Source organism: Staphylococcus sp. GW821-FHT11H10 (assembly GCF_058807855.1).
In genome coordinates this window covers 1-24205 of record NZ_JBXARC010000013.1, presented here as the reverse complement: position 1 = coordinate 24205, position 24205 = coordinate 1, and the positions used below count along the sequence as shown (strand labels likewise).

Here is a 24205-nt window from a genome sequence, read left to right as displayed (position 1 = left end):
TAAGAATGAAACGACGCTTTACAATGATATTGGTTGCATTGTTAACCATTGCTATTATAGCACCTAAAACATATGCTTCCGAATATGAGCCAACACCTACCGAAATTGCTAGACAATATGGTTACCCAAATGTAACAGATGCCTATCAACCTGAGGGTAGTATTAATGTTAGTCAAACCGGGCAAATTTTATATGACTATCAATCTAACCAAAAATGGTACCCTGCTTCAATGACGAAGTTAATGACCATGTATTTAACACTCGAAGCCATCAATAAAGGGGAACTTTCTTTAAATGACAAAGTACATATTACGGATCAGCATTATCGTATGTCAACATTACCGGAATTAAGTAATACGAAATTATATCCTGGTGAAACTTATACCATTAGTGAGTTACTTCAAATTACAGTCTCTAACTCTAGTAATGCTGCTGCTTTAATTTTAGCTGATGAAGTTTCTGGAAATGTCAATGATTTTACAGATTTAATGAATAAGAAAGCCAAAGCGCTAGGTATGTCAAATACGCATTTCGTTAACCCAACAGGTGCCGAAAATTCACAATTAAAAGATTTTGCACCATCAAAATATAAAGATCAAGACAATTCCACTTCTACTGCAAAGGACTTCGCAATCCTAGATCATCATGTCATTAAAGAAACACCGAAAATACTACACTTCACTAAGCAACTTGCTCCAACACAACACGGTGTTACATACTATACATTTAACCATTCATTAGAAGGTGCCGATATGAGTTTGCCCGGTACTGACGGATTAAAAACAGGTTCAAGTGATGTTGCAGATTATAACCATACGATAACAACTAAACGTAAGCAATTCCGTATCAACCAAGTTATTATGGGCGCTGGAGATTACGTTAATTTAGGCGGTGAAAAACAGCGTAACATGATGGGTAATGCAATGATGAACCGTTCTTTTGATCAATATCGTTATAAAAACGTGCTTTCTAAAGGTACGCATAAAATAAACGGTAAAACATACTATGTCAAAGAAAATTTATACGATGTAGTGCCTAAAGACATGAATCAAAAAGATTACAAATTCATTATTAAAGATGGTAAGGTTCATCTTGATTATGATCGTCAATTTCTTACAAAGGACGATGGACCACCTAAAGTTGACGTAACGAAACCTTTATTACACAAAGCAAATACTATTGCTCAAACGACTTGGAAAGAACATCCAATTGTCACTTTTATAGCATTAGCGTTATTAGCAATTGCATGTATACTTATTGTACGTTCAATTATTCATTTATTATTTAAACGCAAATAGCATCAATTAAACGCATTTAGTTTGAGACAATGTCTCAGACTCAAGTGATACTCAAATCGATAACATAGCGCTGTTATACGACGCCTAGTGGAAATAAACTATATCTACTTTAAAATGACGCACAGAACAGAAATTAAAATACATTCATTGTCCGCTTCTAGCATGTTTTAAGCGCGATTTCAAATCAGATAGCTACTTCCAAATGATAAAGGAGGTTGAGACATTTTATCTTGTCTCAACCTCCTTTTAATAGGATTAAATCTCATATTCTTAATTATTTAGCATCTTTGCCATATAATTCTTGTTTAATTTTAGTTGTTGAAATACCTTCCGTACGTTTTAAGTATACAACTTCACATTTGTCTTTTAAGAAGTCAAATTCGCCTTCCCAGTCATGTCCCATTACAAAGACATCTACTTCAAAACGATCTACGTCAGTTTCTTTTTGTCCCCAATCATTCTCAGGAATGACTAAGTCAACATAACGAATTGATTCCAACATCATTTTGCGTTGCTCATAATCATAATATGATTTTTTATTCTTAATTTGATTGAATTCATCTGAAGATAAAGCGACAATTAAATAATCGCCCATTTCACGCGCTCTTCTTAATAATTCAATATGACCATAATGTAATAAGTCATAAGTGCCGTAAGTAATAACTCTTCTCATATAACGCTATCTCCTTAACATAATTTTTAACATTTTTTCATAACTTTAATTTAGCATAAATAAAATTTACATACCATTAATTATATAAGACATATTACACTATAGCTTTAAAAGGCGTTTGAGAGACTGTTTACTATTAAATGCAAATTTCTTAGGCATGACCTGTGCTTTGAATCGGAAATATCCAGGTCGTCCAATACCGACATCAATAAGTGTTTGACGCCACTTCTCATAAGTATCGCGCGTCCAATGCGTTGCACCTTGCTCAACTGCTTGAATGATTCTAAACAACGCATCGCCTGAGTAGTTCGTATGTTGCATATCTTTAATGTAATGCGTGACCTTATCAATAAATTCAGGTGTAACTTTACTACATTTTAATAAATAAGCTTGAATAAGATAACTAACAATTAAATCATCCATTCGATAACTATAGTATGCTTTCTCATTTGTTAAAAGTAGCATTTCCATGACGCGCTGACGTACTCGTCGAGCATCTTCAATATAAGATATAAATGTATCAGCTCGTTTATCTGTGATTGAACCTTCTTGCTCATTATATCCATATATTATCAGCGGTAATAATTGTATATCACGTGCAGTTAAATAAGCACGTGTAATAAAGGTATGTTCTTCACAGAACACAACATCTTCATCAAAGCGCAACGCACTAAATTTAGAATTGAATAGTTTTCCACCTGGCCCAATAGATTGCAAGATTTCAGGTGCTTGTGCTAATGATACTAATGCTTCACGATTCATTTCTTCATGTGTAGGTACAATTTTCCAGTCTCCATGAACGCCTCTTCCAATTTGCCCTATAACGATATCGACTTCTTGATTACGCTCATAATAATCAATCATTTTATCAAGTCTTCCCGGTAGAAACTGATCGTCTGCGTCTAAAAACATAAATGCTTCCACGTCATCAGACATTGCAGCTAATCCAAAGTTTCTACTTGCAGCTGCACCTTGATTATCTTGATTGTAAATCATGATATTTTTAACTTCTTTTTGCAATTGCGTAAGTTCATGCCTTGAATGATCTGTAGAGCCGTCATTCACACAAATAATCTCAACTTCATGCGTTGTATCAATCGATTTGATTGCCCTACGTATTGTATTTTCTGCATTATATACAGGAATTATGATAGCTATTTTCATTTTTCCACCATCTTTTCAATAAATTCTGTAACACGTTGAACGCTTGCTTCACTATTATATTTATGCCAATGTTTAAATAATGGTTCAAACAGCGCGACATCATTTTTAATTTTTACAATCAATTCTTCCTCAGTCGTTGCTTTATATCGTTGAGGAATGGCTTTATAAAATTGGTTTAAGCCACGAATTTTATCATATTTTTCTTCGTCATACACATAAAACAATGTCGGTTTATCTAGCAAACTTGCCTCAATAGGTAATGAACTATAATCGCTAATAATGATATCCGCCATAATCATCAATTCCTGAGTTGTCGCTACAGATTGACGTTGCGAAATTGATGGATGTAGTTGATTAATCAATGTGTACTCAGGCAAAGCTTGCTCAAATCGTTCAACATCTATGTGTCTATTATTTTCTGAACCTTCACGATACGTTGGAACATAGACAACTAACGTTTTATGAATATTATAAAGTTTTTTCAAACGTTCTTGCTCGGCCTTAAGATTGAATTTTAAATAGTGGGTTAAACGAGGTAAACCAAGTGGCAACATTTGTGATTCAGTAGCACCAAATGAGGCCTTAAAACATTCCCCCATCTCTTTTCCACCAACAAGATAATAATCTGTTGCATGATATACACGCTGGTATTGCTTAACCATTGTGTTGTTAGTTAAATCAACTTGATGATCGGTTAAACCGAAATTTTTTAGGGCACCTGATGCATGCCACGTTTGAATAATCGTTTGTGAGTGTTTCTTAGAATAACCACCTAGCATTAAATAATACGTATCAATGACAATGACTTTTGAACGACTCAACGCTCTGATATGTTTGACGATATGTTTATTTCCTGCAGGTATAAAAGTAATATGGTTAAGATGTTCTAGCCTATATTGTTCTTCAACCTTCGCAATCACAGTGATATTGTAACCCTTACTATCTAAGTCATTAATAATTGGCATGACATCTTCAGGGAACGTCATTAGAACAGTGATACGTTGTTTGTCTACGGATTTTCCTTTAAAAATGAAGTTCAATAATGCAATCATCAACATATATACTTTTTTTATAATTAGTCGCATACGTTTACCTCTCATATTTTCAATATAAAAATTATAAATCAAAACTACCCGATGTACTGAATATACAAAATCCTTGATAAACGCTTCTACATTTATCAAGGACTTTAAAATTATAAGAAATCTGCGAAATGATCACGATATCTACGATGTAAAATTGAACCTAATACGAAGAATATTAAAATAACGATAACGTTATATAGTAATAATTTCCAATGTTCAATAAAGTACCATTCGTGGAATAATATTGCAGCACGATATGATTCTGCCAAGAAATAGACTGGATTAAATTTAATGATTTCACCAATTGTTCCACCAATACCTGAATCTTTAGGCACCCATAGTATTGGAGACATATAGAATAGAATTCTTAGCAAGGCCTGCATAATCATTTGCGTATCACGTACAATAATGCCAAGCGTCGATGTGAATAATGCAACTGACGCCGTAAAGAAGAATGTAAGTGGTACGTAAATCAATAATTGTACAATATGAATCGAAGGGTAAATACCATTAACGATACAAATGCCAATGATAATTAACAATAATCCTATATGACCATAAAATCGGCTGGTTACCGTATACGTCGGTATAATAGAGAGCGGGAAGTTCATCTTTGCTACTTGATTAAATTTCATCGCTACCGATTTCGTTCCTTCTAAAATACCTTGATTGACGAAGAACCACATACTAATCCCTACTAGCAACCAATAAATAAAAGGTATACCGTGAACAGGCTGGTTACTTCTGATTCCCATACCAAATACGAACCAATAAACCATGATTTGTAATGCTGGATTCAGTAATTCCCATGCTACGCCAAGATAGTTATTCGTATTCGTTATTTTAATTTGAAATTGTGCAAGTCTTTGCACTAAGTAAAAATTCTTGATGTGTTCTTTAAAAACAGATCCTACTGCCGACATTGAAATTAACCACGCTTTCAATTAAATATATACAATGTATTAACGTATTTATTAATGATTCGGATAACTACATTATATATAACATTTTCTCAAAAGTTTAATATAATTATTACGTACGCATCATATTATTATATATTGTAAAGTAGATTACTATAAAATAAGATCATAACTATGGACTTCATTTTATAAAAAAAGTAAAATCTACTTATTGTTTACAAAAAGTTATACAAAATCTCTTATACACTTTACACTAGGTTAATAAATTTAACAACTATTGTATGATGTATTATAATCTATATAAGTATTGATAAGGAAGGAATTATCATGAGCGTATCTGTAAATATCAAAAATGTGACAAAAGAATATCGCATTTATCGCAATAATAAAGAACGCATTAAAGATGCCTTAATCCCTAAAAATAAAAATAATACATTTTTCGCTTTAGATGATGTCTCTATCACAGCACACGAAGGTGATGTCATCGGTTTAGTCGGCATCAACGGCTCAGGTAAATCTACATTAAGTAATATGATTGGTGGCTCAATCTCACCTACTTCAGGCAATATTGAACGCAACGGTGAAGTGAGTGTCATCGCAATCAATGCAGGCCTTAACGGTCGTTTGACTGGTGTGGAAAATATCGAATTTAAAATGTTATGTATGGGGTTCAAAAGAAAAGAAATTAAACAACTTATGCCTCAAGTAATAGAATTTAGTGAATTAGGCGAATTTATTCATCAACCTGTTAAAAATTATTCAAGTGGTATGCGTGCTAAATTAGGATTCTCAATTAACGTTACAATCAACCCTGATATTTTAGTTATTGATGAAGCATTATCCGTTGGGGACCAAACTTTCACACAAAAATGCTTAGACAAAATTTATGAATTCAAAGAAGCCAACAAAACGATATTCTTCGTTAGTCATAACATCCGTCAAGTTCGAGAGTTCTGTACTAAAATTGCTTGGATTGAAGGCGGAAAGCTCAAAGAGTACGGAGAATTAGAAGAGGTACTTCCTAAATATGAGCAATTCTTAAAGGACTTCAAGAAAAAATCAAAAGCTGATCAAAAAGCATTTCGCAAAGGTTTAGATGAAAAACGCTTTATTGTTAAATAGCGATAATCAAGATAAAAATTTAAAGGCGGATTCAGTCCTCTCGACTTGAATCCGCCTTCTCCATATTTAAAATAATTAGTATCAGAATAGATACTTATTTTTTCTTTTTCATTTTTCGTTGTACTTTAAAAACTTTAAACATAAACTTAGGAATGCTACGCATACGTCCAATACGTTTCCAATCGATTAATAAACGATATACCCATTCAATATTTAATTTAATAAATAGTTTAGGTGCGCGTTTTTTTGTGCCACTATATATTTCAAATGAGCCGCCCACACCCATCATTACAGTTCTTTTAAAGGTGTGTCGATGTTTTTGAATCCACTCTTCTTGTTTAGGGAAACCCATCCCTACAAATATATAATCAGGATCAAAACGTTTTATGCGCTTGATTACCGTCTCATCATTTAAATCTATATAACCATGATGGTAATCGAATTGCGCCTGAGGGTATTTGTGTTGTAAATTTTTATGTGCTAGTGTGACTACTTCATTTTTGGCACCAAGTAAATATACTTTTTGATAATTTGTATGGGCAATCTTTAAACAATGTTCCATTAATTCAATGCCAGGCACACGTCGTTTTAACGGTGTTCCCAAACGATTTGATGCTTTAATAACACCTGTGCCATCCGGGACAACAAAATCCGCACTATTAATTAACTGTTTATAAGTACTATGCTCTGACGCATAATCAACGATTTCTGGATTAGCTGTCACGATAAACAAATTATCCTCAGTCTCTTGTGTGAAAAATGTTTTGACATGTTCAATCATATCTAACATGGTTACATTATTAAATTGAACACCTAAAATATCCACTTTAGTCGCTGTTGTCTCTTTTTGATCATGCATTTAAGTAATCTCCTTACTGTCTAAACAATTTTCATATGCATATATTATATGAAAATAGAATCATAATAAATAACTATGTAGTTGTCTAAATATATTTTCAAATGATTTATCTTCTTTTTTTAAAGTTCTCTCATTAAAAGATACATCTAAAGTCTAAACGCTAAATCATCAAATTTACTTTATAATAAATACTATAATCTTACACTCGACGAGGTCAACTATGGTCTATTTAGAAAACTTTTTTACTACAACTATTAATTTAAATATATATTTAATCTGTATTATAGCAATTATCTATATTATGATTCATCAAAATAGACATCGTCAATTCAATCAATATTTAGATGTTTATTTAAACTATATTCCTGTACTTACACATGAATTCGGTCATGTATTATTCAATAAAATCAGTGGTGGACGCGCAAAAGATTTAGTCATCGTCACACGGCCTTCGGAACGACTTCAAACGATGCAACAAGGCTATGCTATTACCCAATCCAAGGGGCTCATTGGACAATTCATTACAACTCTAGGTGGCTATATTATGCCTCCATTAATGCTTTTAATTGGTCTAAGTGCTGCGTATTATGGTCACACTAGTTTGTTCTTAAGCGCTTATATCATCATTTTCATTTATTTTTTAATACTTACATCACGCAAACTATCACCTATCCTTGTACTAATTTTATTTATTGCACTTCTATACTTCTTAGTACAACATGATAATCAATTATTATTTTATTATCTAGTCACATTTATTTATCACCTTATACTAGGTGTCTTATTAGGTGAGGTTTTACAATCAAGTTGGACGATATTCAAACTGACTTTTCAGCGACCAATTCCAAGTTGGGATGGACGCACATTGACAGAACTTACACGCATACCAACTTTCTTATTCAGTACATTATGGATAGCGATTAACATATTTACGATATACTTAATGCTTATCTTTACAATTTAATAAATTCATTCAAAAAATCTCCAATAAAAAGGTATTATTGAACCCTTTATTGGAGATTTTATTATCTGATTTAAACATGCTCTGCAAAAATATTCATTGCATTATCATAACTTAGTATCGTTACAATATCATTTCGTTTCAAAATCATTACTTTATTTGTTTCATCTTTAGTTACGATCTCAACATCATTTCCAATTGAAATATTTTTGCTAGAAAGGTATACCAGAAGTTCGGTCTTATCACGTACTCGCTTAATCGTCACTTTATCACCAGGTTCAAATTCTAATAAAGATACCGTGAATTTCTCTTCAAAATGCTGATTTCTAGGGATAATACCACCGTGTGGACATGTTTCAGGATAATCAAGTATCTTATCCAAGCGTTCTACAAATAAATCTGAAATGCGATGTTCCAAAATTTCCGCTTCTTGATGGACTTCTTCCCAATTATATTGTAAAACTTCTATTAAAAATAACTCCAACAGGCGGTGACGCTTAATGATATCCAACGTATGTTTCAAGCCCTCATCTGAGAGTTTCACACCTTTATAGTGTTTCGTTTCAACATAACCAGCCTTTTCCAAGCGTCCAACCATTTCACTAACTGAAGGAGGTTTTATATTTAAGTACTGAGATAACTTTTTATTTGAGACAAAGGATGTATCTCCTTCATTGGCTAATATTGCTTTTAGATAATCCTCTTTTTCTTCAGTTAACATCATTTCACCTCACCCATACATTCACTTTATTGTATCATGAATTGATAACGAATGTTATTCACCTTATTTAAACAAACCGTACCTTAATAAAAAAAGAGAGGATAGGATAGAATTCCATTTGAATTCATTATCCATACCTCACTCTATTATATCTTCATTCATATTTATTATGTTAATCAGTTAAGCTATCAACGATAACCATTTCATCATAGTTTATCGCTTCTCTTAATTTCAATGCCGTACTTTCAGTAATCTCACCATCGTCAGTTAAACTAGATAAAACACGGCGTTGTTCTCTTAAAGCATTTAATTTTATCTTCGTAATTGAATCTTCGGCTCGCGTATTAAAGAAATTAGATGGCGATAAGTTATCTATTCTCATAAGATAACCGTCACAAATCATACCAACTTCTAATTTGTTATCTTCATTCGCTTCATCTACAAGACGACTCACAACATTATAATGAACAATCTTATTGATTTTAGAAAGTTCCATTAAGTTATCAGTAACACTTAATGATGATGCCGCATTGGTACGTGTACGTATACGACGTTTTAATAGTACAGCTCTCGCACCAACAATCATACGACGTATCAATGACGCTTGACGATACACTTGTGTACGTTCTGCATAACGCATGTAGTTTTCTAATACACTCGCAGTTATTTCACCATCATCGGCAAGTCGTTCTAGTGTTTTCGTTTCAACCTTAAATGCTAAACTCTGTAATCTTTCGAGTTCTTTTGAGTTCTCATCATCCTTTTCAACAGATTTCAAGAACGTTAATTTATCGTGATATTCTTTAATGACATTACCATAACGATAACTTGTTTCAAATGATGAATGATGATTCAAGTAATCTATGACATGTTCAAGAATATATATTCTAGCTTCTTTAAAATTCATACTTCCAATCTTAGCCTTAGGTGCACTAGATGTTACAAACGGCAATACAACTTGTGCAATCACAAGACTTATAATAACCATACCTGATGAAATAAATAGTAAATCATTACGATATGTAAACGCATGATGATCTGCTAAAAAGTATGGTAATGTTAATGCGATTGCTAACGAAATAGTTCCGTGCACGCCACATAGTGTCATGATAAGCGCATACATGCTTCGTTTAGGTGGTTTCTCTTTCTTCTTGTCCTCCCCTTCTTCATTCATTAATTTTTGGAAAGGACTGACAGATAAATAGAATAGAGGATAGAGCACATACACCCATATAAATCTAAATAAGTATACCGCTAACGCAACGAGTGCTGTTATCACAACTAAGAACAATAAATTGTGTGGTTCAGTTTTTACAATATTTCCAATTACTTCTGGAACTAAAAATCCTAATATTGAAAAAACAAAACCATTCAATGCATATCCTAGAATGTTCCAAGTGTGATTGTAACTCATTTGAAGTCGAGTACGTGTTTGAGCGATACGATCACGTTCAAAGCCATGAACTAAACCTGCTACAACGGCAGCAATAATACCTGACGCATGAAACATTTCAGCAACAAGATACGTAACAAATGGCGTTAATAGTTGTAAAAAAGTAAACATATTAATATTTTCTATGCCACGTCTTGTAAGTGTTAAACGGAATCTAACAAGCGCGATACCAATAAGTAAACCAATAATCGCACCACCGATTGACGCGATTAGAAATTGTTGCACCGCTTCAAATAGTGAGAATGAACCAGTAATTAAAACACCTACCGCTATTTTGAATGAGATGATACCTGCTGCATCATTAAGTAACGATTCACCTTCAAGAATAGTCATAGCACCTTTAGGTAAAACCTTACCTTTTGTAATAGCTTGCACTGCCACAGCATCAGTTGGACATAATATTGCGGCTACGGCAAAAGCTGCACCAATAGGAAGTGTCGGCCAAATCCAATGAATAAATAGACCTACACCAATAACAGTTGTAATAACAAGTCCTAGGGCCATTAACATCACTGGTTTAATATAACGACGTAAATGAGCTCTCGAAACGTTAACACCTTCCACAAAAAGTAACGGTGCAATCGTTGCTACCATAAAGAGTTCCGAATCGAAGTTAAATTCTACAGGTACTGGCGTTAAAAAGAGGAGCATTCCTAAAGCAATTTGAATGAATGCCAGAGGCACTTTGGGTAAAAAAGTATGAACAAAGGAGCTTACAATAACTACGGCTAGAAATATGAGAATCGTTTCAAATATTTCCAAACTTCCACCCCATTTTATACTTCATATTTAATTGGAGAAATAAGACTTGCCTAATATAAAAATAAGTTTGATGTCTATTTATATCCTGATAAAATACATCTTAAACTCACAATCGGTTAATTATAATTTTACCATTAAAGTTACAATGAATTAACTAACTTGCATTCATTTCTAAACCATTTTAATTAAATTGAAGCCGTTGTAACCTATTTCCAAACCATACATACATTTCATTCCCTATTACAATAAAATTCAGTAATGGTTTGAAATAGCGGTCCTTCCTCTTCTTTTATAAACGGAAGATTAATTTAGTTGACGTATTTTTAATCTTTACTAAAATTTTAACCGTATAAAAATTTCTATTTTAAGGAGTTAAATCATGAATACATTTTCAGAAAAGGAAAAACTCAAATTATTGTCAGATATCGTAGAAATTAATTCGGTGAATGATAATGAAATTGAAGTTGCAACTTATTTGAAGGACTTATTTGAAGCGCATCATATTAACGCAGAAATTGATGTTATTGAAGGTAAACGTGCTAACTTAATTGCTACTATCGGCAGTGGTAGTCCAGTTGTAGCAATTTCAGGTCACATGGATGTTGTATCGGAAGGTGATCAAAACGATTGGGACTATCCACCATTTCAAATGACTGAAAAAGATAATCGATTATACGGTCGTGGTACCTCAGACATGAAATCTGGACTTATGGCTTTAGCTATTGCGATGATTGAGCTGAAAGAAAACGATGCACTACCTCATGGCACGATAAAATTCATGGCAACTGCCGGCGAAGAAAAGGAACAACTTGGTTCCGCACAATTGTATAAGAAAGGTTATATGAATAATGTTGATGCTTTGATAATTGCCGAACCATCTGAAACGAATATTGTTTATGCTCATAAAGGATCAATGGATTATAAAATCACTTCTAAAGGAAAAGCCGCACACAGCTCTGTACCTGTCGTAGGATTTAATGCAATTAAACCATTAATTCAATTCATACAAGATATCGATACAGAATATGACCGTATTTCGAAAGAATTAAATAGCGAAAAGCTAGATTTCTCACATCTTATCAAACGCATTCAATCACAGTTACAACAAGAAAACAATCTAGATGAAGAAGAAGTTGAACGTGTGATTTCTGGACTTGTCATTAGTAATACCATTTTACATGGTGGGAACCAAGTCAATTCAGTTCCTGATACTGCAACTGCTGAATTTAATATTAGAACGATTCCAGAATTTGATAACGAAAAAGTTAAATCACTATTCAAAACGTATTTAGAAGAAGTTAATAAGCAAGGCGGACAGTTAGAAGAAGATTTATACTTAGATTTAGATCCAGTATTAACAACTGGAGATAATCCATTAATTAAGATTGGGCAACGCGTAGCTAAACAAATATTTGGAGAGGATATTGTCGCATCACCAACCGTTGGTGTAACAGATGCTTCCAATTTATTGCGCGATAAAGATGAACACTTTTCTTTCCTAATGTTTGGACCAGGAACAGCACCTCATCAAATAAATGAATATGTCGAAAAAGAGAAATATCTTCGTTTTATCGATTACTATAAGGAATTGCTTATAACTTATTTAAATGAATATAAGTAACTAGCGGTCATCTTAAACTAATATTTATACTGAGAAAACTTTATGTTTAAACGTGTATGTTATCCTTTAGTTGAGTCTTACATTCATAGGAGGATATCATGAAAATTTCATGGATTTTTTGGTGGATAATAAGTGTGTTTGAAGTTTTAAGTTTTTTTGGATTTGCATTTTTACTTTGGCAACGATCTGTAGATGCAGCAGGTGTCATACAAACTACCGAAGTCAAATGGATTAATATTGCTGTATTGGGATTAGCATATCTAATTCCATTCTTGATACAAATCGTATGGCTAATTATTAATCTCATTTATTCAAAACGCAAACAAGTAACAATTTAGATTGTTTATTAAGTTAACGCAAATTAAGTAGATTTGAGGGAGTAGGACAATGAATCTAAACATTCTGTCCAACTCCCTCCTCTTTTTATTTAATCAACCTTGTTCTGAACCCTCTTCTTTTTACATTTTCCTTTTTATATTTTAAATTGTTTCACTAATTTTTTCTTATGAATTTACTTATATCATTAGAAATAGGGTATGATTCAACAAATAATATAAAAATACAACTGTCTACTTTTAATATACTTATTATCTTAAATAAGGGGTGTAAAGAATGTATGTTCCTAAATATTATGAAATGAAGGATTTCAAATAAATTAAGTACTTTATGCATCAAAGATTAGCAAAAGAAATAGATACGAATTAGAATAAAATCCATGTCATATTATATAGAGGTCATTTATTATGAATAAATTTAAATTAGTTCTTCTTATATGCTCTTTTTTACTAATGATTGCAACTTTGTTCTTTTGGACATTATTTCTGCCACCATTGTCTGAACTTGAAGGCGAGAATGCATTGGCACAAATGGTTGTGTTTGTCCCGTCTATAATTGCGTACCCAGTTTTATTTCCGATTATATGGCTTTTAGAAATCTTTTATCTTTTTACAACGAAACACTGGTCTTATATGGACTTGCTATTTTTATTACTTAGTTTAGTAACGCCAATCTTATTATTGGTTGTTCATTTTATAATCGCTACATCACCTATACCTTTCCTACTTCTTTACATTTATTTAAGTATATTGACCATGTTAATGACACTGGTCTCTTATATAAATTTAAAAAAATGAGATTGAGCATTTCAAAGTAGTAGTTTTAACTATTACTCATTCATGTTCAATCTCATTGATTTAATCAATCTTTAGTTTCTCTTCTAGCTTCCGATAAACTTTCGATATTTTCTTCTTGCTGTTTTTCTTTCTGTCGCTGCTTTTGAACATCGTAATAAATTTTTTCACGACGCTCTTCTCGAATTCGAGCTCGATTTTTAAGTTCTTCTGTAGAATTGTATTCTTTAGAACTTAATAAAATGGAAGATCGACTTGGTGCATCATCCTTACGATACATGTATGCACCTGTACGATAGGCTGCTCTGGCAACTAAATGCATACCAACTGGCGATGTTAAATTAATAAAAACAATTGATAGTAATAACCTAACACTAAAGAAGCTTTGTTCATTCGTAAAGTAAATTAACACACCCACTAATGTTAGTAAGACAGATAGCGTAGAACTCTTAGTAGATGCATGGCTTCGTAAAAAGACATCTTGAAATTTTACAATTCCAATTGCACTAATGACAGCAATGATACTACCAAGAAATATAAGGAGCGCGGCAATCAACTCAATGATTTCGTTTATTTGTGCCATTGAATACTCGACCTCCCCCTATAAATCTAGAAATAGATACAGAACTTACAAATGAAATAATTGCAACAAGCATTATGGAATCAAGGAATGAAACAGTATTATAAATAACACTAACTATACCTATAATGCACATGATGACAGCACTGGAAGCATCGAACGCCACAACCCTATCAGCTGTAGTAGGTCCTTTGATTAAACGGAATAATCCAATTATGAACGCTATGCCAAATAATACTAATGCACTTGTAATAAAAAAATTCGTGAGCGTTTCAATCATTGTGACACCTCCGTAATCAAGTTTTCATATTGTTTTATGCTTTTAAGCAGACTTTCTTTTTCTTTTTCTGAAACATCTATACTGTGTATAAAGAATTTATTGGTAGTCTTCGAAATACGAATAACTGTTGAACCAGGCGTAATAATGATTAGAATAGTTAAAAACGTAATTGCCCAATCATTTTTTAAATTCGTTTCATATGTTAATAACCCTGGATTCATATGTCTCGTTTTAAATAAAATGTAATTAATAATACTAATACTAGAAGTAATTAATTGATATAAATACACGCCTAAGAACTTAATAGCAATCCATATCTTCTTAGGATAAAAAGCTTGCCCAAAGAAACGATGTAATATATAAATTACTATTAAACCAATGATGAAGCCAGATACGAAGGTAGAGAATTGAAATGAGTCTTCATCTTGAAACAGTACCCATAAAAATGCGATTAATATGTTCAATACAACTTGTCTCATTTATTCCCCTCCTTCAAATGTGAATTGACAATGCTATGGAAATAATTATCATCCATATTCAATTTTGTTGCATTTTCAGTAGCATTCATCACAACTGGCGCTGCAATACCCATTGCAAGTACGACTGCAACTAATATACCCAGAATCGTTTTACGGTGCTTAGGTAGCGGATTGAAATCAACCTGTTCACCATCATTGTCTCCAAAGTACATAATAAATAAAATTCTAAACAGACTATACATTGCTAATAGACTTGTGATAATCATTAATGCTAAGCCAATGAAGTTACCATTTTCAATCGCACCTTGGAAGATGAGTACTTTTCCTGGGAAACCACTAAATGGCGGTACGCCTCCAATCGCAAATATCATAACAACAAATGCAACACCAAAAAATGGTTCTTTCTTAGCTAATCCACATAAATATTTATATTCGCGGTAACCAGACATATAAACTAAACTACCTATAATAAAGAACAACATTGTCTTCACAATAATGTCATTCGCTAGATAGAAGATAGCACCATGTACACCTGCAAAGGTATTGGAACCTAAACCTAAAATGACAAAACCTATCGATAATATAACTTGATATGAAGCCACTTTCTTAATATCACGATATGCAATAACACCGAAAGCGCCTATCAGCATTGTGATACATGACATAAATACTAACAATGGATGTGTCACACCCGTATGTTGATCAAATAGAAGTGTAAAGAAGCGAATGAGTGCATATGCACCTACCTTCGTCATTAACGCTGCAAATAAAGCGGCAAGTTCAGTGTTGAGCACTGCATAAGCTTTAGGCAACCACATAAATAGTACTAAGGCTGCTTTCGAACCAAAGGCCACTATAAATACAATTGAAATAATAATAATAGCTTTATTATCATGGATTTGATCTAAGCGTAAAGCAACTTGTGAGAAGTTTAATGTTCCAACCGTCTTGTATAATAAACCAATACCTAGCAAGAATAACCATGATCCTACGATATTCAATACAACATAAATAATGGCTGCTCTTAATTGTTCGACAGATTGTCCTAACGTTACTAATACAAATGAAGCTAGTAACATGATTTCAAACATTACATACAGGTTAAATAAATCAGATGTTAAGAAAGAGCCAATAACGCCTGTTGTTAAGAATAAGATGAAAGTAGGCAAGTAGTATCGATTAACACGATCTTCCCCACGACCAAATCCGTATGACATAATGAGTGTCACAACAAATGACGCTACTGTAACCATAACTAAACTCAGTGAATCACCTAAGAATTGGATACCATAAGGTGCTGCCCAACCACCAAAATCAAGCGTGATGGGTTTATGTTGCAAGACGTATATCAATAAACATAATGAAATAACTGTATTAACAGACATTGTTCCAATGTACAAAATTTTTGAAAGCCTGTTCTTCTCTTTAGTAAAAACAAGGACTAATGCACATAACAATGGTAATAGGATTGGAAGGACTAATAAATTACTGTTCATTTTCATCCTCCTCTCCTCTTAATACATCAATATTTGCTTCTTTAGTAACACGGTATGTTCGATAAACTAATACTAGTAAGAAGGCAGTCATTGCAAATCCGATAACGATCGCAGTTAAAACAATAGCCTGCAATAATGGATCCACATAATTAGTATTAGAGCCGTGAATTAAAGGTTCAGTCATCTTATTACTATAATGACCCATACTCATAATAATTAGATTTCCCGCATGCGTATAAATCGAAATACCTATAACAATTCGAATTAAGTTGAGTGATAGTATCATGTACGTCCCTATAAATACTAAAAATCCTATCACAAGTAATAATATTAAATTCATGATTTACCACCACTCAAGGCCAACATAATTGTTACGATGACGCCGACAACCGTTAACAGTATCCCTAATTCAAACAATGTAATTGTCGTTACATGTAATTCACCTAATAATGGAAAATGGATGTATGCTTCACTTTGGTATAGGAACGATTTACCAAAGAAAACCGGAACGATTGCAGTAAGTGCTGAGATTATGGCACCAACAATCATTAACTTTTTAAAATCAATAGGTAAACTTTCTAATACTTCATGTACATCAAAAGCTAGGAACATTAGGATAAAGGCCGAACTAAAGATAAGACCACCTATAAAACCGCCACCAGGATTATTATGTCCCGCAAAGAAAACATAAAAGCCGAATGTTAATAAAATAAATACGACGATTTTAGTAACGGTTCTTAACACAACATCATTTTCTTTCATCTTGGCCCCTCCTATCTTTGTAATGTAATAATGTATAAATACCTAAACCGGCAATAATTAAGACGATACCTTCAAACATTGTATCTAAGGCTCTGAAATCTCCTAAAATAGCATTTACAATATTTTTACCACCAGTCAATTCATAGGCATTCGTATAATATTTAGAAATTGACTCTAGACCATCACCTTGTTGCGCAATAAATATGAGCGTTACTACGGCTCCAGCCATAATAAATGATACGATAATTTTGATTGTTTCTTTTTTCATGTTCGCTGTTGTACGAGCGATATTTGGCAATCTAGAGAAACTTACAATAAAGAGAATGGTCGTAATTGTTTCTACTACTAATTGAGTTAACGCTAAATCTGGTGCTCTCATTAATAAGAAGAATAATGCAACACTGTAACCAATAATGCCATTTAAAATGACCATTGTTAAACGTTGTCGAATAAACACTAACGCTATACCGACAACACTAATCATAATGCCTAAAATAACTTCCAATGGACCAAATTCTGAAACTTCTATTTGATGTAACTTTGGCAAACCTACTTGGAATATGCCATATGCAATTAATATAGAGAAAATAAGAACCGTTATAATATTGTAATGGTTTAATCTGTTATTCATTAAACCTCGAATCATTTGACCTGAATAACGTTCAAATCCTCGATACACATTGCGATAAGAATTTGTAATAGAAGCGTATTTAATGACTTGATGCGTAATAGCTTTCCAGTTTACTTTTAACGCTAAAATGAGACCAACTATAATAACAATCACACTGAAAATGAGTGGCAAATTAACACCATGCCATTGAGAAACATGCGGTGCTATTGCATCTACGCTACTACCCAAATTGGTAACATTTCGTAGTGCTGGCAATACTAAATGCTCAGTGAAAAAGTTGGGAATAAAGAAAATGATTGGTATCATAACCATTAAAATTATTGCAGGTAAACTGAACAACCAAGGTTCATGAATATGTTTCTTCGGCACTTTCTTTTCGTCAAATTCTCCCCAATAAGTTTCTTTAAGCATGTAAACTGCATACACAAAAGTAAAGATACTTGCTATAACACCAATAGCTACAACAATAATCGTTAACGTTAAACCAAATTGTTGAAGTTCGATTGCGCTAACTAGAGAATCGAAGAACATCTCTTTACTTAAGAAACCATTTAACAACGGCACACCTGCCATTGATAACGCAGCAAGTGTCATAACTAAATTCATTTTAGGGAAGAATTTACGCATTCCACTTAATCGGCGAATATCTCTCGTACCAGCTTCATGATCAATGATTCCGACACCCATAAATAAAGCACATTTAAATATGGCGTGATTCATTAAATGGAATAAACCGGCGAATAAAATTAATGTATACGTCTCTGCCATTGGACCTGATGAATGTTGCGCAATACCTCCACCTAGACCAACCATCGACATTATCATTCCTAATTGGCTAATTGTTGAATACGCTAAGATACCTTTTAAATCATATTGTCTTAAGGCCGTTACAGAGCCAAATATCATTGTAATCAAACCTACAAAAGTAACAATATAAATATAACTATCACTTAAACCTAAGATAGGCGTGAATTTAAATAGTAAAAAGATACCAGCTTTAACCATAGTAGCTGAGTGTAAATAGGCACTTACAGGGGTTGGTGCAGCCATGGCTTTAGGTAGCCAAATATGGAATGGAAATTGAGCTGATTTCGTAAATGCACCTATTAACAACATTATCATCATTGGTATAAATAGAGCATGTTCACTAATGCTATGACTTTGAGTAAGTAATTCTGAAATCGTATTTGTACCAGTAATGATATACAACATAATGAATCCTGTTAATAAGGCTAAACCACCTAAAACAGTGATAATAAATGACTGAATGGCGCCTAATTGACTTTCGGCATTGCTATACCAGTATGAAATTAATAAGAATGACGATACACTTGTTAATTCCCAGAAAACATACATTAAGATAGTGTTATTTGAGACTACAATACCTAACATACTAAACATGAATAACAATAAATATAAGAAGAAACGCGGTAAGTTATCTCTATTAACAGATAAATATTGAGTAGCATAGAAGAATACTGCCACCCCTATAATGGAGATAATTAATCCAAACATTAATCCTAGACCATCTAATCGAAAATCCAGATTAACATCAATAGCGGGCATCCATGGAATTTTAAATTCTACAAATTTTCCATGTAGAACATTAGGAATTTGGGCTAAGAAATATCCCGAAGCTAAAATAGGTGCTAACAAAGCAATATATCCAGCGAACCGTCTCAATGACTTAATAAACAGCGTCATTAAGACGATTAGCATAATAACTATTAGTCCACCTAATAAATATACTAAGCTCATCAAAAGCCTCCTTTTCAGTAAAAATCAATTATAAATTTAAAGCGATAATTGTATGAAGTTCATCATCGGCAGACAACCCGATAAATTTCACCGTTTCTTGAGTTGTCTGATGACCTAAATATTTTTGTATGATTGCAATAGAAATACCCGATTGATAAGCATGATAAGCAAATGTTTTTCGTAAAGTGGTCAATCCAATATGACACAAACCTAACTCTTCAGCGGCATGATGAATGATTCGGTAAGCTTGTTGTCTAGATAACTCTTTATGTGTTCTTATCGATTGGAATAATAAATGATCATCCATAAGCTTATTATATTCAATAAATCTTCTAACCTCTTCACGTAAATCGTTTGGTAACAAGATTTTGATTGCAGGCGCACATGACTCAATCCAAGATGATTTTATTTCATCTTGATCAATCATTTTGACGTCTTTCACTTTTAGATTTAATAAATCTGTTAAACGTATACCCGTATGTATAGCTAATTTAAATAAAAGATAATCTCTATCAGATTTCTTTTTTAATACATCATACATCTTTTTTATATCATCTTTATTTCTGATCGGTTCAACTTGATTCATCTATCCACCTCATAAAAGTTTCTTATTTAATGATAAACCATATTTTAGTAACATTAAATGTTTTTGCTCAAATTTCTTTAAATAAATGTGTCCCTTTTTTGAATGGATTTCGATATATAGAGTGAAAGGAGGTGACAAACATATGAATGAAATTTCACAATTATCTGTTGTTTGTACGCATATCACTCACGACGCAAGTGGTAAAGCGAAAGAAACAAAACGTCGTTTTACTAACTTAAACACTAAAGCCACAGATTCAGAAATCAGATCATTCGTCAATATCATTGCACATCTGATTAATGAAACATTCGATAAAGTTGAGGTGGTTAAAACACAAGTTTTAGCCTAATTTAACTTAAAAATTAAGAAAGGAGGTATTCTACATGTCAAAGACTTTAGAACTTGCTTTTAAAACAAATTTAAATAAAACTGCTAAATTGCAATTCCCACAAGTTAACGTTGCTGTATCTGAGGCTGATGCTAAAGTTGCTATGGATAATATTATTAAACTTAATATTCTACAACCTACAGCTGGCACACCTATTAAAGCCACTTCTGCTAAATTAATAGACGTTACGAGTACTACTCTATTTGAAACTAAATAACACATTCTGATGTTTCAATGAGTGTGAGACAAAAAAATGTTTCATGACTACTGCGTATATTCGTAATAGATGACTAAACTGACAAGACGCTTAAATCAAGCTTTTCTCACTTCTAGTCAACCTTGCGAAGCTAGGATGAAGAATTCTGTCCTAGCTTCTTTTTTTATAATTAATACTTCAATAATTTATATTCTGAGCCCACCATTAGTAAAACGCGTTGATATTCGTATTTTGAAATCGGAAACTAAAATGCGTATAATAATGTTGCTTTAGTTATGAAAGAAAATATAGGGGGTCTATCGTGGCATTTTTATTTATACTCGGTATTGTGGCTGGTATGATGGTCCCAATCCAAACCTCAATCAATTCTCGCCTTGGACGATATACTGAATCATCTTTTTATGCATCTACCATTTCATTTTTCGTAGGTACACTATTTTTATTTATTTTAAATATGATTTTTAATCCTAAATTATTTGATGGTTCATTTTATAGTGGACATACAATTGACTATCATTGGTGGGTTGGTGGTCTACTAGGTGTTTGTTTCTTAACAGGAAACTTATTATTACTGCCTCGTTTAGGCGCAGCGTTAACTGTTGTCATGACAGTAGCTGGTCAAATCATCATGGGGGTCTTCATAGATACTTTCGGACTACTTGGCGCAAGCAATCATTCGTTTACTTTCCTAAAAGCAGTAGGTATCATAATCCTATTCTTCGGTATCTTATTAATGAACTATATACCTAAAAATAAACTCCAAGAAAAAACAAATCATATGTTTTATGTTTGGCTTATCATCGGCTTTATATTTGGGTTTGCGCCACCATTACAAACAACAATTAACAGTGGTCTAGCTCAGCAAATGCATAATTCGCTATTTGCCGCACTCGTATCTTTCACTGTTGGTACATTAGCATTATTTATTTTAACGTTAATATTTAACAGAAGTCTTAAAATTAAAATCACACACCCTGATATCGGTAAAATCAAGCCAATACATTTTATTGGTGGTGTTCTAGGCGTTGTATTTGTCACATCAAATATAATTCTGATGCCGTTTTTAGGTGCAGCACTGACAACTATTGTCGCAATGTTAGGTCAAATGTTAATGGGTGTTATCATTGATCATTTCGGTTTAGGCGTTCGCAAGAATCCAATAACACTTCGCAAGTTTAGTGGGCTAATTGCCATAGCTATAGGAATTATTTTGTTACGCCTCTTCTAATTTTTACAACAATATATTGTTATCTTTATTTAAAATGTCTTCTTTTCTTAGTAATTGAGAAGACATTTTTTTATTTATACGATATTACACATATTCGTTATATCGCCATTGTATAATAGTTGTATAAAAATTTTATAGAGGTGATCTTATTGAAGACATTTTTTACCCCGTTAAGAATTTTAATTGCCACGCTTATCCTCCTCGTCATATCCTTTGTATGTTATATTTATGCAAAAATACCAACAGAACCTGACACATCTAAAATAGAAACCATTACTGCAAAACCTCAATACTCTCTCTCATTCATTGGAGAACAACAACCTCAAGAAAGTTTCACTTTATATTTCAATCCATCTTTAGGAAATGTTTCTTCCTTACTTGTCAAAAATGATGAAATCATCCATTCTGATACACCTTTATTAGAGTATTACAATCCGCCCCTTGAAAAGCTTATTGTAGCTAAAAAGAAGGCCCTATCCTCACTTATCAACCATTCGCCGAAACAATCAATTAGTCAACAGTTAACGCTAAACAGCCAAATATTAGAACTCCAAAGTCGACTTCAAACACGCATTAATTCCCCTATTTCTGGAAAAGTAACTATCCTAGAAGCACATCCTTCTAAATTAAATACAAAAATAATGCAAATTAATAGCGAAAAACATATTATTCGTGCTAATATAACTGAATCTCAATTGGAACATATTAAAGCGAATCAAGATGTAAACGTTACAAGAAATCACTCCAAATTATTTACTGGTAAAATTCTTTCTATCATTCAAATCCCTTATAAAGTAGAAAAAGGTGAATCAATTTATCAAGTAGATATTTCGACTCAAGATCAATACCCTCTTGGACGCCACTTTGATATCGATGTTGGAACTTCTAAAATAGAACTACCTATAAGTTCAATTTATGATAATTATTATGTTTTAATTACACAAAATAACAAAATTATTAAAAGAAGAATAGAATATACTAAAAGTCAAAAAAATGGGTATATTATGGTATCCAATGGATTAAATATTGGAGATAAAGTGATTGTTAATCCTTCATCATCACTACTTCAAAAATAGCAGTGATGTTTTGCAATTGTATATTCATATTAAAATTTATTATATAGAGCGAAATAATAATTGTTCTTAATTAATTGATTTTTATAAATTGCTTTGAAATTCAAACAAAGAATTTAATAATCAAAACATTGTTTTATTAAGTACTTTTTTGTTTACTTCTTAATTTCATTTAGTTATAATTAAATAAATAATATAGCATTAAATTAATTTAATAAAATTCTTTTAATCTAAATTATTTAAGTAATTTTAACTATTATAAGACGTTATATATAATTTAACGGGCAAAATAGAAAAAGCGCACAATTAGTTGGGGAGGTTTCAAAATGGCAATTTCAAAAATCAATGATTGTTTCGAATTATTAGCAATGATCACATACGCAGATAAATTAAAAAACATCATTAAAAAAGAATTTTCAATTAGCTTTGAAGAATTCGCAGTTTTAACATATATTAGTCAAAGTAAAGAAGATGAATATTATTTAAAAGATATTATTAATCACTTAAACTATAAACAACCACAAGTAGTTAAAGCAGTGAAAAATTTATCTCAAGAAGATTATTTTGATAAAAAACGTAATGAACACGATGAAAGAACTGTATTAATTCTCGTAAATAGTACACAACGTAAAAAAATCGATTCATTATTAAATAAAGTAAATACTCGTATCGAAGAAGCTAACAAAGAAACTGAATTATAATTTCTTTGTGGCTTTTCTAATTCTATTCGTTTTCGATATGAATTTATAACTCTGAGATATTAATTTTAAATAACAAAGCCAGTAAATGAAATTCGTAAATTTCACTTACTGGCTTTTTTGTATATCATATGACGTATTACAAATGTATTTTAAATTAAAATGTTTTTATCTAATATATTAGGCTCTACGTCAAATCGGACTGATGAGTCCAAATATTGAGATTAAGCAACCTTAGGTTGTTTAATCTCTTTTTTTGT

25 protein-coding genes are annotated in these 24205 nt (G+C 32.3%); 10 read left to right on the top strand and 15 right to left on the bottom strand.

Features of this window, described 5'->3' with window-relative positions:
• The first annotated feature begins 5 nt into the window (after positions 1 to 5).
• A complete protein-coding gene (pbp4, locus tag AC1RRU_RS08240) occupies positions 6 to 1298 on the top strand; it encodes a penicillin-binding protein PBP4 (RefSeq protein WP_016930899.1) in 1293 nt (430 codons plus the stop codon).
• Positions 1299 to 1572: 274 nt separating this feature from the next.
• On the opposite strand, the gene tagD is transcribed toward pbp4, so the two are convergent.
• The 4 genes from tagD to AC1RRU_RS08220 form a co-directional block, all read right to left on the bottom strand.
• Positions 1573 to 1971 carry a glycerol-3-phosphate cytidylyltransferase gene (tagD, locus tag AC1RRU_RS08235; protein ID WP_016930898.1) on the bottom strand — a complete coding sequence of 133 codons (399 nt, stop codon included), beginning with the start codon at positions 1969 to 1971 and terminating at the stop codon, positions 1573 to 1575.
• 99 nt (positions 1972 to 2070) lie between these two features.
• Positions 2071 to 3135: a glycosyltransferase family 2 protein gene (locus tag AC1RRU_RS08230; RefSeq protein WP_049426490.1), complete on the bottom strand. Its 1065-nt coding sequence runs from the start codon at positions 3133 to 3135 to the stop codon at positions 2071 to 2073.
• Positions 3132 to 4220 (bottom strand): teichoic acid glycerol-phosphate primase TarB, encoded by a 1089-nt coding sequence (tarB, locus tag AC1RRU_RS08225; protein WP_049426489.1) that lies wholly within the window; start codon positions 4218 to 4220, stop codon positions 3132 to 3134. Before tarB ends, AC1RRU_RS08230 begins: the two co-directional genes overlap by 4 nt.
• A 110-nt stretch (positions 4221 to 4330) precedes the next feature.
• Complete coding sequence (locus AC1RRU_RS08220; protein ID WP_049426488.1) at positions 4331 to 5143, bottom strand: ABC transporter permease; 813 nt, start codon at positions 5141 to 5143, stop codon at positions 4331 to 4333.
• Between the two features lie 324 nt (positions 5144 to 5467).
• On the opposite strand from AC1RRU_RS08220, the gene tagH reads away from it, so the two are divergent.
• Positions 5468 to 6262 (top strand): teichoic acids export ABC transporter ATP-binding subunit TagH, encoded by a 795-nt coding sequence (gene tagH, locus AC1RRU_RS08215; RefSeq protein ID WP_049426487.1) that lies wholly within the window; start codon positions 5468 to 5470, stop codon positions 6260 to 6262.
• A 94-nt stretch (positions 6263 to 6356) separates the two neighbouring features.
• On the opposite strand, the gene tarA is transcribed toward tagH, so the two are convergent.
• Positions 6357 to 7121: an N-acetylglucosaminyldiphosphoundecaprenol N-acetyl-beta-D-mannosaminyltransferase TarA gene (gene tarA / locus AC1RRU_RS08210; protein ID WP_011276520.1), complete on the bottom strand. Its 765-nt coding sequence runs from the start codon at positions 7119 to 7121 to the stop codon at positions 6357 to 6359.
• 220 nt (positions 7122 to 7341) lie between these two features.
• On the opposite strand from tarA, the gene AC1RRU_RS08205 reads away from it, so the two are divergent.
• Positions 7342 to 8085, top strand: coding sequence for a M50 family metallopeptidase (locus tag AC1RRU_RS08205; RefSeq protein ID WP_048667962.1), 744 nt, complete (start codon positions 7342 to 7344; stop codon positions 8083 to 8085).
• Positions 8086 to 8155: 70 nt separating this feature from the next.
• On the opposite strand, the gene AC1RRU_RS08200 is transcribed toward AC1RRU_RS08205, so the two are convergent.
• Both AC1RRU_RS08200 and AC1RRU_RS08195 read right to left on the bottom strand, forming a co-directional pair.
• A complete protein-coding gene (locus tag AC1RRU_RS08200; protein WP_011276522.1) occupies positions 8156 to 8803 on the bottom strand; it encodes a metal-dependent transcriptional regulator in 648 nt (215 codons plus the stop codon).
• Positions 8804 to 8975: 172 nt separating this feature from the next.
• Positions 8976 to 11018, bottom strand: coding sequence for a cation:proton antiporter (locus AC1RRU_RS08195; RefSeq protein ID WP_011276523.1), 2043 nt, complete (start codon positions 11016 to 11018; stop codon positions 8976 to 8978).
• 379 nt (positions 11019 to 11397) lie between these two features.
• Here AC1RRU_RS08195 and AC1RRU_RS08190 point away from each other — a divergent pair, with 379 nt between their 5' ends.
• Positions 11398 to 12639, top strand: coding sequence for an ArgE/DapE family deacylase (locus AC1RRU_RS08190; protein ID WP_011276525.1), 1242 nt, complete (start codon positions 11398 to 11400; stop codon positions 12637 to 12639).
• 98 nt (positions 12640 to 12737) lie between these two features.
• A complete protein-coding gene (locus tag AC1RRU_RS08185; RefSeq protein WP_011276526.1) occupies positions 12738 to 12977 on the top strand; it encodes a DUF3923 family protein in 240 nt (79 codons plus the stop codon).
• Positions 12978 to 13836: 859 nt separating this feature from the next.
• On the opposite strand, the gene AC1RRU_RS08180 is transcribed toward AC1RRU_RS08185, so the two are convergent.
• Genes AC1RRU_RS08180 through AC1RRU_RS08145 form a run of 8 tightly spaced genes read right to left on the bottom strand, consistent with a single transcriptional unit; the run spans position 13837 to position 20341 of the window.
• Positions 13837 to 14352: a Na+/H+ antiporter subunit G gene (locus tag AC1RRU_RS08180; RefSeq protein WP_011276528.1), complete on the bottom strand. Its 516-nt coding sequence runs from the start codon at positions 14350 to 14352 to the stop codon at positions 13837 to 13839.
• Positions 14327 to 14629: a Na+/H+ antiporter Mnh2 subunit F gene (gene mnhF2, locus AC1RRU_RS08175; RefSeq protein ID WP_011276529.1), complete on the bottom strand. Its 303-nt coding sequence runs from the start codon at positions 14627 to 14629 to the stop codon at positions 14327 to 14329. Before mnhF2 ends, AC1RRU_RS08180 begins: the two co-directional genes overlap by 26 nt.
• Positions 14626 to 15108, bottom strand: a complete 483-nt coding sequence (mnhE2, locus tag AC1RRU_RS08170; RefSeq protein WP_011276530.1) for a Na+/H+ antiporter Mnh2 subunit E — start codon at positions 15106 to 15108, stop codon at positions 14626 to 14628. The genes mnhF2 and mnhE2 overlap by 4 nt, the downstream gene beginning before the upstream one ends.
• A complete protein-coding gene (mnhD2, locus tag AC1RRU_RS08165; RefSeq protein WP_011276531.1) occupies positions 15105 to 16604 on the bottom strand; it encodes a Na+/H+ antiporter Mnh2 subunit D in 1500 nt (499 codons plus the stop codon). Before mnhD2 ends, mnhE2 begins: the two co-directional genes overlap by 4 nt.
• The gene (mnhC2, locus tag AC1RRU_RS08160; protein WP_011276532.1) at positions 16594 to 16944 is read right to left on the bottom strand and encodes a Na+/H+ antiporter Mnh2 subunit C; all 351 of its coding nucleotides are present in this window, start codon (positions 16942 to 16944) and stop codon (positions 16594 to 16596) included. The genes mnhD2 and mnhC2 overlap by 11 nt, the downstream gene beginning before the upstream one ends.
• The gene (gene mnhB2 / locus AC1RRU_RS08155) at positions 16941 to 17366 is read right to left on the bottom strand and encodes a Na+/H+ antiporter Mnh2 subunit B (protein ID WP_011276533.1); all 426 of its coding nucleotides are present in this window, start codon (positions 17364 to 17366) and stop codon (positions 16941 to 16943) included. The genes mnhC2 and mnhB2 overlap by 4 nt, the downstream gene beginning before the upstream one ends.
• Positions 17353 to 19755 (bottom strand): DUF4040 family protein, encoded by a 2403-nt coding sequence (locus tag AC1RRU_RS08150; protein ID WP_011276534.1) that lies wholly within the window; start codon positions 19753 to 19755, stop codon positions 17353 to 17355. The genes mnhB2 and AC1RRU_RS08150 overlap by 14 nt, the downstream gene beginning before the upstream one ends.
• Positions 19756 to 19783: 28 nt before the next feature.
• The gene (locus AC1RRU_RS08145; RefSeq protein ID WP_011276535.1) at positions 19784 to 20341 is read right to left on the bottom strand and encodes a tyrosine-type recombinase/integrase; all 558 of its coding nucleotides are present in this window, start codon (positions 20339 to 20341) and stop codon (positions 19784 to 19786) included.
• A 142-nt stretch (positions 20342 to 20483) separates the two neighbouring features.
• On the opposite strand from AC1RRU_RS08145, the gene sroA reads away from it, so the two are divergent.
• From sroA to sarA, 5 genes are all read left to right on the top strand, one after another.
• Positions 20484 to 20690 (top strand): sigS mRNA-stabilizing protein SroA, encoded by a 207-nt coding sequence (sroA, locus tag AC1RRU_RS08140; protein WP_011276536.1) that lies wholly within the window; start codon positions 20484 to 20486, stop codon positions 20688 to 20690.
• 34 nt (positions 20691 to 20724) lie between these two features.
• Positions 20725 to 20946, top strand: a complete 222-nt coding sequence (locus AC1RRU_RS08135; RefSeq protein WP_049426484.1) for a DUF2922 domain-containing protein — start codon at positions 20725 to 20727, stop codon at positions 20944 to 20946.
• A 301-nt stretch (positions 20947 to 21247) separates the two neighbouring features.
• Positions 21248 to 22174: a DMT family transporter gene (locus AC1RRU_RS08130; RefSeq protein ID WP_011276538.1), complete on the top strand. Its 927-nt coding sequence runs from the start codon at positions 21248 to 21250 to the stop codon at positions 22172 to 22174.
• Between the two features lie 149 nt (positions 22175 to 22323).
• Positions 22324 to 23250, top strand: coding sequence for an efflux RND transporter periplasmic adaptor subunit (locus AC1RRU_RS08125; RefSeq protein WP_037538111.1), 927 nt, complete (start codon positions 22324 to 22326; stop codon positions 23248 to 23250).
• 323 nt (positions 23251 to 23573) lie between these two features.
• Positions 23574 to 23948, top strand: a complete 375-nt coding sequence (sarA, locus tag AC1RRU_RS08120; protein WP_011276540.1) for a global transcriptional regulator SarA — start codon at positions 23574 to 23576, stop codon at positions 23946 to 23948.
• Positions 23949 to 24205 lie beyond the last annotated feature (257 nt).